At 53.5% G+C, this 12,082-nt stretch carries 11 protein-coding genes, 6 tRNA genes and 1 rRNA gene; all 18 read right to left on the reverse strand.

Annotation, left to right across the window (positions count from 1 at the left end):
* A complete protein-coding gene (gene hisB / locus AC0YNU_RS32485; RefSeq protein WP_475764113.1) occupies window positions 1–600 on the reverse strand; it encodes an imidazoleglycerol-phosphate dehydratase HisB in 600 nt (199 codons plus the stop codon).
* A 109-nt stretch (window positions 601–709) separates the two neighbouring features.
* Window positions 710–1,993: a histidinol dehydrogenase gene (hisD, locus tag AC0YNU_RS32490; RefSeq protein ID WP_475764120.1), complete on the reverse strand. Its 1,284-nt coding sequence runs from the start codon at window positions 1,991–1,993 to the stop codon at window positions 710–712.
* 87 nt (window positions 1,994–2,080) lie between these two features.
* Window positions 2,081–2,758, reverse strand: coding sequence for an ATP phosphoribosyltransferase (gene hisG, locus AC0YNU_RS32495; RefSeq protein WP_475764122.1), 678 nt, complete (start codon window positions 2,756–2,758; stop codon window positions 2,081–2,083).
* Window positions 2,759–2,764: 6 nt separating this feature from the next.
* The gene (locus AC0YNU_RS32500; RefSeq protein WP_475764124.1) at window positions 2,765–4,000 is read right to left on the reverse strand and encodes an ATP phosphoribosyltransferase regulatory subunit; all 1,236 of its coding nucleotides are present in this window, start codon (window positions 3,998–4,000) and stop codon (window positions 2,765–2,767) included.
* Window positions 4,001–4,315: 315 nt separating this feature from the next.
* On the reverse strand, window positions 4,316–4,804 hold the full coding sequence (locus AC0YNU_RS32505; RefSeq protein ID WP_475764127.1) for an acyltransferase: 489 nt from the start codon (window positions 4,802–4,804) through the stop codon (window positions 4,316–4,318).
* A 5-nt stretch (window positions 4,805–4,809) separates the two neighbouring features.
* On the reverse strand, window positions 4,810–5,466 hold the full coding sequence (gene ppaX / locus AC0YNU_RS32510) for a pyrophosphatase PpaX (RefSeq protein WP_475764129.1): 657 nt from the start codon (window positions 5,464–5,466) through the stop codon (window positions 4,810–4,812).
* A gap of 25 nt (window positions 5,467–5,491) precedes the next feature.
* Window positions 5,492–6,496 (reverse strand): prolipoprotein diacylglyceryl transferase, encoded by a 1,005-nt coding sequence (gene lgt, locus AC0YNU_RS32515; protein ID WP_475764131.1) that lies wholly within the window; start codon window positions 6,494–6,496, stop codon window positions 5,492–5,494.
* A 70-nt stretch (window positions 6,497–6,566) separates the two neighbouring features.
* A complete protein-coding gene (hprK, locus tag AC0YNU_RS32520) occupies window positions 6,567–7,505 on the reverse strand; it encodes an HPr(Ser) kinase/phosphatase (RefSeq protein ID WP_475764133.1) in 939 nt (312 codons plus the stop codon).
* 204 nt (window positions 7,506–7,709) lie between these two features.
* Window positions 7,710–8,831, reverse strand: coding sequence for an ABC transporter ATP-binding protein (locus AC0YNU_RS32525; RefSeq protein ID WP_475764135.1), 1,122 nt, complete (start codon window positions 8,829–8,831; stop codon window positions 7,710–7,712).
* 90 nt (window positions 8,832–8,921) lie between these two features.
* Window positions 8,922–10,073 carry a PucR family transcriptional regulator gene (locus AC0YNU_RS32530; protein WP_475764138.1) on the reverse strand — a complete coding sequence of 384 codons (1,152 nt, stop codon included), beginning with the start codon at window positions 10,071–10,073 and terminating at the stop codon, window positions 8,922–8,924.
* A 72-nt stretch (window positions 10,074–10,145) separates the two neighbouring features.
* Window positions 10,146–11,087: an MraY family glycosyltransferase gene (locus tag AC0YNU_RS32535; RefSeq protein ID WP_475764140.1), complete on the reverse strand. Its 942-nt coding sequence runs from the start codon at window positions 11,085–11,087 to the stop codon at window positions 10,146–10,148.
* Window positions 11,088–11,228: 141 nt separating this feature from the next.
* A tRNA-Lys gene (locus AC0YNU_RS32540) sits at window positions 11,229–11,304 on the reverse strand.
* A 15-nt stretch (window positions 11,305–11,319) separates the two neighbouring features.
* Window positions 11,320–11,404 (reverse strand) — tRNA-Tyr (locus AC0YNU_RS32545).
* A 37-nt stretch (window positions 11,405–11,441) separates the two neighbouring features.
* Window positions 11,442–11,517, reverse strand: a tRNA-Phe gene (locus tag AC0YNU_RS32550).
* A 16-nt stretch (window positions 11,518–11,533) separates the two neighbouring features.
* Window positions 11,534–11,610, reverse strand: a tRNA-Asp gene (locus AC0YNU_RS32555).
* Between the two features lie 13 nt (window positions 11,611–11,623).
* A tRNA-Val gene (locus tag AC0YNU_RS32560) sits at window positions 11,624–11,699 on the reverse strand.
* A gap of 9 nt (window positions 11,700–11,708) precedes the next feature.
* Window positions 11,709–11,785, reverse strand: a tRNA-Met gene (locus AC0YNU_RS32565).
* 219 nt (window positions 11,786–12,004) lie between these two features.
* A 23S ribosomal RNA gene (locus tag AC0YNU_RS32570) occupies window positions 12,005–12,082 on the reverse strand; the annotation flags it as partial.

A 12,082-nucleotide genomic window follows, 5' to 3' on the forward strand; every position in this document is an offset into this window, starting at 1 on the left:
CTACAGCACTCCTTTCGTGGAAGGCACTCCTTGCACGCGCGGGTCGATGCTGCTCGCTTCGTCAAGCGCGCGTCCGAGCGCCTTGAACACCGCTTCGATCATATGATGCGTATTGAAGCCGTAGTGCACGATGACGTGCAGCGTCATGCGCGCTTCCAGCGCCAGCTTCCACAGAAATTCTTGTACGAGCTCCGTGGAGAAGCTGCCAACCTGCTGGGATGGATATTGCGCCCGATACTCGAAATGCGGCCGATTGCTGAGATCGATGACAACTTGCGCCAACGCCTCGTCCATCGGCACGAACACCGATGCATAGCGCTTGATGCCGCGCTTGTCGCCCAGCGCCTCGCGAATCGTCTGCCCGAGGCAAATGCCGATATCTTCGACCGTGTGATGGTCGTCGATGTCCACGTCGCCGCGCGCCTCGACAGTCAGATCGAACTGGCCGTGCTTGGTGAACAGGTCCAACATGTGGTTCAGAAAAGGAACGTCGGTCTCGAGCTTCGATTGGCCTGTCCCATCGATGCCGAACGCGAGCGTAATGTCCGTTTCGTTCGTCTTGCGCGCCACATCGGCCGCGCGAATTACGTTATCCGCCATAGTAAACATCCTTCTTTCGCGTCAATCTTATCGTGCAGCCGCCGCGCATTCGCCTGCTGTATGGGGACAAGTCGGCGGCAGGTTCGTCTCTCGACTGATTGGCTGGCCGCTAGCGTTCCCGCTCCAGCCGAATCTCAATGGCTCTAGCATGGGCCTCCAGGCCCTCGTGCCGGGCAAGCGTGACGATTTGATCGCCGTTTGCCAGCAGCGCGTCCTTGCTGTAGTAGATGAGGCTCGACTTCTTCAAGAAATCGTCCACGTTGACCGGCGAGGAGAACCGGGCCGTGCCGTTGGTCGGCAGGATATGATTCGGACCGGCAAAATAATCGCCGACCGGCTCCGAGCTGTACGGACCGACGAAGATCGCGCCCGCGTTCTCGATCCGGCCCAGCATCGTCATCGGCTCGGCCGTCATGATCTCCAAATGCTCCGGCGCCATCCGGTTAACCGCAGCAACGGCCTCGTCCATCGTATCCGCCAGCAAAATCGCACCGTAGTTCTCGATGGACTGGCGCGCTGTGCCCTCCCGTGGCAGCGTGGACAGCTGCTGCTCGACTTCAACGGCTACGGCATCACCGAGCGCCTCCGAGGTCGTCACAAGAATGGCCGATGCCATCTCGTCATGCTCTGCCTGCGACAGCAGGTCCGCCGCTACGTACGCGGGATCCGCCGTCTCATCGGCGAGCACCACGATTTCGCTTGGTCCGGCGATACTGTCGATCGCCACGACGCCGAACACGGCACGCTTAGCCAGCGCGACGTAGATATTGCCTGGTCCGCAAATCTTATCTACCGGCGGGATCGACTCCGTGCCGTATGCGAGCGCGGCAACCGCCTGCGCGCCGCCTACGCGGTACATCTCCTTCACGCCTGCTTCCGCGGCCGCGACTAGAATGTACGGGTCAATGCCTGCCTTGCCCCCGGTCGACGGCGGCGTCACCATGACGATCTCGGGCACGCCGGCTACCTGCGCCGGGATAACGTTCATCAGTACCGAGGAAGGATAAGCCGCCTTGCCGCCAGGCACGTACACGCCGACGCGTTTGAGCGGCCGCAGCAGCTGACCGAGCATCGTGCCGTTCGGCTGCACGTCCACCCAGGACTGACGCAGCTGCTTCTCATGGAACGCGCGAATATTCGCCGCCGCTTGTCGGATCGCCGTCAGGAAGTCCGCATCGACGCGGTCATAGGCCGCTTGAATCTCCTCGTCCGGAACGCGAAGGTCAGCGGCGTCCAAACTCACCCGGTCCAGCTGCTCCGTATACCGCAGCAGCGCCGTATCTCCTTCCGTCCGGACCGCCTCGACGATCCGGGCGACCGTTTCATTTTGCTCCGGGGAACCGTAGTCCACCTTGCGCGTCAAACCAAATTGCTCCGCTCGCAGCTTTCGCATGCCGCCTCCGCTCCTTCCACAATTTCTTATATACCTACCAGCTAACGCCGAGGCGTTGCCGCCTTCAGCAACTGCCTGTCAGCCTCTCTATATGCCCGTACCAGGTTTGGCTGCGATCGCATGCTGCAGCTTATCGCACAAGCTTTGGATCGCTTCGTTCTTCATCCGGTAGCTAACGCGGTTCGCGATCAGCCGGCTCGTAATGCCGAAGATCGTCTCCATTTCGACAAGCCCGTTCTCGCGGAGCGTCTGTCCGGTTTCCACCATATCGACGATCCGATCGGCCAGTCCGATCAACGGCGCCAGCTCGATGGAGCCGTTCAGCTTGATCACTTCGACCTGTTGGCCTTGCTCGCGGAAATATTGCGAAGCCACGCTCGGATATTTCGTCGCGACGCGCGGATGGATGACCGGCTTCCAGTCCGGCAGGCCGATGACCGACATCCGGCACTTCGCGATACCGAGATCAAGCAGCTCGTAGACGTCCTTGTTTTCCTCCATCAGCACGTCTTTGCCCACGATGCCGATATCCGCTACGCCATACTCCACATATGTAGGCACATCCACCGGTTTCGCCATAATGAACGACATGCCCGCTTCCGGCAGCTCGATGATGAGCTTGCGCGTATCATCGAAGTCGCTTGGAATCGGCACGCCCGCTTCCCGGAACAGCTTCGACGCTACTTTATAGATGCGGCCCTTCGGCATCGCAACCTTCAACAGTTCGCGGCCGGAGCCGGCTGCCTGCAATTCGTTTGGATTCATGCCAACCTACTCCCTTTCCCGTTCCCCGCCGAAGAATGTCAACAGCTTCGTAAAGGCGACGCCTTTATAATGCACTTGTTTATCATTGCCCCCTGCCGCCGCTTCTCGAACGGCCAGTTTGGAGGCTGCATCCATGCGTTCCGTGACGACCGATATTGCCGCACCCTTCGAGCGAAACTCTCGCGCCGCTTCAAGCGCAGCCGTACGTCCATCCGCATCGTAGCCGATTAGCACGCGCTCGGATTTGGACTCGCTCAAGCTATCGCCGATCAACTCCAAAATCCGCGTCGTTTTCAGCGCAAAGCCTGTAGCCGGCGCAGGACGTCCGAACTGCTTCAATAAATTATCATAACGGCCGCCGCTTGCTACCGGGAAGCCCAGATCAGCCGCGTAAGCCTCGAACGTCATCCCCGTGTAATACTTAAAATCGCCAATCATCGTCAAATCAATCAATACATGCTCGCACACGCCATAGGCCTCAAGCACATCCCACATCTCGCACAGATGACGAATCGAAGCCTGCGCGGTTTCATCCAGGCTAAGCGCTAAGGCCTGACTGCAGATCTCTTGACCGCCTCGCAAGCGAATGATACCCTCAAGCTCGCCGCGCATCTCGTCCGACAACGTCAGGGAACGCAGGCGCTCCCGGTACCCGACATAATCGCGGCCGAGCAAATGCGCTTTCAGATCTTCCTGCGCTTCACGTTCGCCAGGCAATGCCTCCTCGAACAAACCGTTCAAGAACCCGACATGGCCGATTGCGATTTTGAACCGGCTTACGCCTGCCGCCTTAAGCGACGCGATCGCCAGCGCGACCACTTCCGCATCCGCATCCGGCGAAGCATCGCCGACAAGCTCTACGCCGGTTTGATAGAATTCCGCTTCGCGGCCGGCCTCTTCCTCGATCGCCCGGAACACATTCGAATGATAGGACAGGCGAATCGGGAATTGCGCGTCCTTCAGGACGGAAGAAACAACCCGCGCGATCGGAGCCGTCATGTCGGACCGCAGCACGAGCGTCGTACCGCGGTTATTAAGCAGCTTGAACAGCTTCTGATCGGACGTAGAACTCGCCACGCCGACCGTATCGTAATATTCCATCGTCGGGGTCATGATCTGCTCATAGCCCCAAGATTCCATGCAAGCCAGCACTTGATTTTCGATCTGTCTAAGCTTCGAAACCGCATGCGGCAAATAATCCTTAACCCCAATCGGTTTCTCGAACACCTTCGGTTTGGACATTTATATTCACCCACAGCACTTTAGTTTATTAACGTGTTACCATATTACCATACTGCCAAAATAAAGGATTAGTCGTAATAATACCATGCCCTATTTATTACGTCAAGACGGCTTCCCTCCACCGGCGCAACCGAAACGGTCGCTTAGAAGCCATGCATAGCAACGAGATAACGGACAGGCCGCATGCCAACAAAAAACCGGGAAGCGTCGCTTCCCGGTTTTTGCGAGCGGTACCTTCATTTAACTATCCAGCAGCAGTCAGCTCGTCATTAAGCTTAGGGGATCATAGGTACCATGGCTGCAAGTTCATCCGATTCATTCCGGTTTCATCCGAATATCTCGAATCGGATTCCCGCCGACGAAAGCCCCGGGTTGTACGTCCTTATGTACGACCGAACCAGCAGCCACGACCGCTCCGTCCCCAATCGTTACACCGGGCAGAATCGTCGTATTCGCGCCAATCATAACCCCTGACCCGATGTGAACGTTCCCTAGACGGTACTCGCCGATTAAATATTCATGCGTCAGGATCGTCGTGTTGTAGCCGATGATCGAATTGTTGCCGACCGTAATCTTTTCCGGAAAAAAAACATCGACCATCACCATCAGCGCAAACGCGGAATGGCGCCCTACCTTCATCCCGAGCATATGCCGGTAAATCCAGTTTTTGACCGGCAAGGAGGGACAGTAGCGCGCCACCTGGATGAATGCAAAATTACGTACGGCCTTCCAGCGGCTGACGGTGCGGTAAACCTGCCAAAGCGCGTTTGGCCCTTCCACTGGATAACGCTCCACGTTTCTCAAGCAGCCTACTCCAATCCCGCCAAAGCGTATAGATCGCGCATATCATGGATGATATGCCGCGCACCGCTCTCCTTCAGCACCTTCTCGCCTTTAAGCGACCAGGCCACCCCGACGGAGATGACACCCGCCGCTTCTGCGGACTGAATGTCGACGACGCTGTCACCGACCATCATCGCTTCTTCCGGCTCAATGCCAAGCCTCTCTAAAGCAAGCTGCACGGGCTCCGGATCCGGCTTCGGGCGCGTGACATCTTCGATCGTCACGATTGCTCCGGGCTCTACATAATCGTACAACCCTGCAAACCGTAAGCCCTTATCGGTGGTTAGCCGTATTTTGGTCGTAACGATGCCGATCTTAATGCCTTCCGCATGAATCCTAGCGAGGACTTCTTTCACGTTCGGAAAAGCCTGTACGTAGTCATCATGCAATCTTAAATTCACTTCGCGATAAGCAGCGATCAAATCGTCGACTTGTTCACGTCCCGAGAACTGCTGCAATTGCATGGACAGCGGAAGCCCCATGCTCGGAATGATGTGCTCCCGGTTAAACTCGGACGGCACGATGCCTTGGAGTGCATAGAGAAAGGACTGAATGATCAGCTCGTTCGTATCCATGATCGTGCCGTCCAAGTCGAACAAAATCGCTTTCGGTTTCAATGACATGCTGATGATGTTGCTCCTTTACCCTTTATCTCGAATCTCCCGTTCCGTGCTCGATCGTCGTATCATCGGAAGAGGTGGAACGTTTCTTTTCTTCCGTGCCTGCAGGCAATCCTGTTTTGTAATTGATAATCGGATCGTTATAGGGTTCGGAAGCTGCTCCCGTACGGCGGCGAATGATGATCATGGCGACGGACACGATAATGAGAAGAACGGCAATCAGCTGCGACACGCGAATATTGCCGTACGTCGCATCCAAATTCCCTTGCTCGAAACCGAACGCTTTCATCGGCGACCAAAGGGCGTTCAAGAACGATGCGGCCCAATCCGCGCCGATGAAGGCCAAGCTGTCCGTACGAATCCCTTCCACGTAGAAGCGGCCCAGGGAATACCAGATGAAGTAAGCGAAAAGCAGTTCGCCCGCGCGTAGGAAAGGACGGCGACGTATGACGAGGAAGATCACGAGGCCGACCAAATTCCACAACGATTCGTACAGGAAAGTCGGATGGTGGAAAACACCTTCGACGTTCATTTGATTCACGATCCAGTCCGGAAGATGGAGCGTATCACGCAGGAAGCCTTCTTTGACAGGACCGCCGTAGGCTTCCTGATTGACAAAGTTGCCCCAGCGACCGATCATTTGGCCCGCGATGAGCGACGGCGCACAGATGTCGGCAATTCGCCAGAAGCTGTAGCCTTTGATTCGGAAATAGATGATACCGCAGGCGAAGGCGCCGATCAGCGCACCGTAAATCGCGATTCCGCCGTTCCATATTTTAAAGACGTCGAGCAAATGGCTCTTATACTCGTTCCATTGGAACGCCACGAAATAAATACGCGCTCCGATAATGGCCGAAGGTACCCCGAACAGCAATAAATCCATGAAAAAGTCCGGTGACAGCCCGAAGCGTTTGCCCTCTTGCACGGCCAGCAACAGCCCGACGAGCGCCGCCGTTCCGAGGATGATGCCGTACCAATGCACGCTGATCGAACCCAGCGAGAATGCAATCGGATCTAAACGTAATCCAAACATGCGACAATGGCTCCTTCTCTACTATCCGTAATGGTCGTCCGAGATTTTATCCGAAAGCGAGAACTTACACTCAATCAAAATCATCTGAGTCTTCCGCAATCGTCTCCGTCAATTTGTTCGTAAACTGCAGCGCCGCGTTATAACCCATTCGTTTCAGTCTGAAGTTCATCGCCGCTACTTCGATAATGACCGCCAAGTTTCGGCCCGGTCGAACCGGCACCGTTACGATCGGTATGTCCGTGTCGATAATGCGAGTCGTCTCTTCATCCAGTCCGAGGCGGTCGTACTGCTTGTCGGCCTGCCAGTTCTCCAGCTTGATGACGACGCTGATCCGTTTATTGTTTCGTACAGCCCCCGCGCCAAAGAGCGTCATGACATTAATAATGCCCAATCCGCGAATTTCCAACAAATGGCGAATCAGCTCGGGTGCCGTACCGTGCAGCTGTCCGTCCGACGTTTGTCTGATCTCAACAGCATCGTCCGCTACGAGCCGGTGGCTCCGTTTGACAAGCTCCAATGCCGTCTCGCTTTTACCGATGCCGCTGCCGCCGGTAATCAGCATTCCCACGCCATACACATCCACAAGAACACCATGAATGGTTGCGGAGGGCGCAAGCTTGCGTTCCAGGAAATTCGTAATCCGGCTCAAGAAAATCGTGGTCGCCGTGTTGCTGCGCAATACAGGGATTTGGCGCAAGTTTGACTGTTCCAGCAGCTCAGCAGGAGCGTCCATGCCGCGCGTAATAATAAAACAAGGGGTCTCATCGTCGAAAAGCCGCTCGATCCGATCCATTCGTTCTTGGCTGGAGAGCGTGTCCATGAACGTGATTTCCGTCTTCCCGAGAATCTGCACCCGTTCCTTCGGGTAATAATCGAAATAGCCTGCCATCTCAAGTCCCGGACGCGACAAGTCGTCCAACGTAATGCTGCGTTTCAGGCCATCTTCGCCACTCAAGATCTCGAGCTGAAACTGGCTCACAAGATCCGAAACTTTCACTTTCTTGCCCATCGATTGGCCTCCTCAAAATCGCAGCCGGCTACGAGTTGATTAGTATTAAAAATCCAGATGTATTCATCCTATAGGAAATAAGAACCGAAATCAACGCCTAGGCCGCAAGGCGCCCCGGAGGGTATGCAACCGCTTGCGTTTCCAAATGAAAAAACAGCCGCCCGATGGAATCGGACGGCTGTTTATAATTAACAATGGCGTGGATTAAACTTCGAATACGTTCAGTTCGCTTTCTTTGTCGAAGATATGAACTTTGTTCATATCCAAAGCAAGCTTCACGTTCGTACCTTCTTTAACGCCGGAGCGGCCGTCAACACGAGCGATAACGGAATCTTTGCCCAGACCGTTCAGGTATAGGAACATTTCGTGACCCAGGTTCTCTGCAACTTCAACGTGAGCGTTCACGATCGTTTGCGGGGAAGCCTCGTGGAATACTGGCTCTTCATGCAGATCCTCAGGACGAATACCAAGGATGATTTCTTTGCCGATCAGACCTTTGTCGCGCAGTTGCTGCGCTTTGCCGTCTGGAACAAGAACGTCGATGTTCGTAGCTTTGAAGCGTACTACGCCGCCAGCTTCAGCAAGCGTACCCGTGATGAAGTTCATCGAAGGAGCGCCGATAAAGCCTGCTACGAAGATGTTAACTGGGTGGTTGTACAGCTCTTCCGGGGAAGCAGCTTGTTGAATGATACCGTCTTTCATAACGACGATACGATCACCCATTGTCATGGCTTCGATTTGGTCATGCGTTACGTAGATAACAGTCGTTTCCAGACGTTTAGCCAGTTTGGAAATTTCCGCGCGCATTTGGCCACGAAGTTTAGCATCCAAGTTGGAAAGAGGCTCATCCATCAAGAATACTTGCGGCTCACGAACGATTGCACGGCCGAGAGCGACACGTTGGCGTTGACCACCGGACAATGCTTTCGGTTTACGGTCAAGCAAATGCTCGATATCAAGAATTTTAGCGGCTTCACGAACGCGTTTGTCGATTTCCGCTTTTTTGAATTTACGAAGTTTAAGGCCGAACGCCATGTTTTGGTAAACGTTCATGTGAGGGTAGAGGGCGTACGATTGGAATACCATCGCGATGTCACGATCTTTAGGGGCTACGTCATTAACAAGACGTTCGCCGATGAACAGTTTACCTTCGGAGATTTCTTCAAGTCCCGCGATCATACGAAGCGTTGTGGATTTACCGCAACCGGATGGACCTACAAGAACCAGGAATTCCTTGTCTTTAATGTCAAGGTTGAAATCTTTAACCGAAGCGAGATCAGTACCCGCATATTTTTTGTAAACGTGCTCTAAGCGTACACCAGCCATTTGTATTTCCCCCTAACGATTATTGTCTTTCATTACATTTAGTTTATATCAGCACTGTCCAAATGACTATGCACATACTTTACAAAAAAACTAAGCCCTTTTCGTCACTTTATACAATAGTAAAATGATTTTGACGAGTACGGCGTCACGAAACTGTCGGACATCCAGCTCCGTTTCTTGTTTTAGCTTGTCCAGACGGTAAAGCAACGTATTCCGATGAATATAAAGCTTCTTCGCGGTTTCGCTTACGTTGCAATCCAAGGCGAAGAACGTTTCCAGCGTCGTCAAGATTTCCGGATCCAGAAAGGCATCCGTCCGCTTCAAAGCCTGTTCCACAAATTTAATGCGATGAACTTCCGGAATGGTGTTCAGCAGCCGCTCTAGATGAAGCAACCAAGGCAAATGAATGTTGGATCCAATATGAAACGCTCTTCCGAGATGCACCGTCTCTCTGAGCAATGCCGTTGTTCCGACGATTGAATTCGCCGGAGAAATCGGATGCGATACCGCGAGATGGCATTCCCCCATCCATTCGCTCTCAAGCATCTCATGCAAACCGAAAGCAATCGAGGATAAACTCTCCTCGAGCGACTCCTCCGTCTCTTCATCCCGTTCGCCTGATTGCGCGTCATTAATGAGGGAAGCCGGGCCGAGAACCAGCCACTCTTGTTCCTTCAACGGTATGAGCAGCACTTCTTCCGCAAGGAATGTCCGCAAAAGCTTCTCAAGCTCACTGAAGCTGGCTCCGCCTGGTTCAGCTTGTTCGCAAACAAGCAAAAACGGAATCATGGACGAGAACAGCCGGCCTCTGGAGATGAGACGATCCGGCAGCAGGAGCTTCGGTTCGCTCGCGTCAAGCTGCTCATCGATCCAAGCCCCGAGCTCTCTAACGTAACGTTCCGATTCCGTGAAGCCATCTAAGCTTTTGGATCTATCCCCGAGTGATTGGCAGATTGCCCACCCGATTAAGCGCAGCTCCGTGTCATTGATCTCCTGTCGAATGACCTCCAGGACTTGAAGACGCTCGCCTTCCTGTTCAAGGGCAAACCACACGGCACCTTCGGGGCCGTTGACATAATCGCCAATTGTAACCGCATTCGTTTTAGATTTCTGCAATCGGTCGTACTGTTGTTGACCTTGTTCGCCGCTCAATAATCGCCAGTCCTGTATCGGGAGCTGATGCTCTCGGACCGGGCAATCCAGAACGGCCTGCAACTGCTTGATCCATTTTGCATCACTCATGGGCTTGCCCCTATCCATCGGCGCGAAATATGCGCTTTTTTATGCACAGTATATCATAAACACCCGATTTTTTCAGCCTAACGCCAGCAGCAGCACCAGCGAGAGCAGGGAGAACAGAGCTGCCACCAAATAGATGAAGGATACGGTTTGAATTTGCGTCAAGCCCCAACGCATAAGAACATGATGAGTATGAAGCTTATCTGCGCGGTGCAAGCCCTTTCCGGATAGCAACCTGCGCAGCATGACGACAGCCGTATCTAAAATCGGAACGCCTAGAGCCAGCAATGGAACCGCGAGTGTTACCATCGTCGCGCTTTTGAATGCGCCATCTACGGCTATGACTGCCAAGGCATAACCAAGAAACGTCGCGCCGGCATCTCCCATGAAGATTCGCGCCGGATAAAAGTTATAAAACAGAAACGCTGCGCACGCAGCGACCAGAATAACGGCAAGCATTGCCGTAGAATATTGATGTTTATATAGTGCCGCAAGGAACAACGTCAAAGAGGACAGCGTAGATACGCCCGATGCTAATCCATCCACCCCGTCGATAAAGTTAATCATATTGATCAATGCGAATACCCACATAATTGAACTGACCGCACCGAGCCAATCCGGGAAAAGAATCATGCCATGCGGGCTTGAGAGGCCTTCAATTTGTATACCGAACCCTAATGGCAATGCAGCTACAGCCGTATAAGCAATAACGCGAGGCCACACCGGAAAATCCGTTCCCCGGGTTTTAGCAGCATCATCAATAAGCCCAACAATGACGAGGATACATCCGCCAAGACCGATCGTCAGACTGAGTCGGGTTACACCTTGAAATAAAAACAACGTCACAATGACGCCGACATAAAGAGCCGCACCTCCCATAAGCGGCACGGGCGTTTTATGGATCTTTCGCGCATTCGGACGATCAACGAAACCGTGTCGGATCGCATAACGCCGAAGAATAGGAACAAGCACGGCAACCAGTGCAAAACATACCAATGCAGATAATCCGTAGTTCATTCTTGCGGAAGAACCCCCTAAAGCTGCTTGAAAGATTTTTGTCGATGAGTTCAGTTTACCCGCAGTCTGTTGAAATACTCCGCTCTTAAAACACAAAAAAACCTGCAGGTCAGTGACCTACAGGTGTAATGGATATCGAAATGGTGAGCCATGTAGGACTCGAACCTACGACACCCTGATTAAAAGTCAGGTGCTCTACCAACTGAGCTAATGGCTCTTGCTGTAAAGGTAATGGTGGAGGGCGATGGATTCGAACCACCGAACTCAGAGAGAGCAGATTTACAGTCTGCCGTGTTTAGCCACTTCACTAGCCCTCCACGCTGTACATCAGGCACATAAGCCCTTCAAAAAAAATGGTGGCTCGGGACGGAATCGAACCGCCGACACGAGGATTTTCAGTCCTCTGCTCTACCGACTGAGCTACCGAGCCTTACTTGGAAAATAAATGGCGGAGCCGACGGGATTCGAACCCGCGGTCTCCTGCGTGACAGGCAGGCATGTTGGGCCACTACACCACGGCTCCGCGATTGTAAAGATGGTGGAGGCTGACGGGATCGAACCGCCGACCCTCTGCTTGTAAGGCAGATGCTCTCCCAGCTGAGCTAAGCCTCCATGGGAATGTGGTAGCGGCGAAGGGACTCGAACCCCCGACCCTCCGGGTATGAACCGAATGCTCTAGCCAGCTGAGCTACACCGCCACATTGTTGCCTCATCATACTGCTTGTCCATCACGACTGAGGCAGTCGTAAAGGTCAGGTTTAGACATCGCCAAACGTCTTTGTAATCAGCTTTAAACATCTGCGCTTGGCAGCTATTTATCACTGAGTTACACCCTGAAAACTGGATACGAACCTTTGCGAAAGGTTTTACTTAGCTGACATTAACGATGCTTCCGAAGTTTGCACTCCGTAAGCTTTTAGGATAAGCCCTCGACCGATTAGTATTCGTCAGCTCCACGCATTGCTGCGCTTCCACCTCGAACCTATCAACCTCGT

It is taken from the genome of Paenibacillus sp. J31P316, assembly GCF_056269105.1.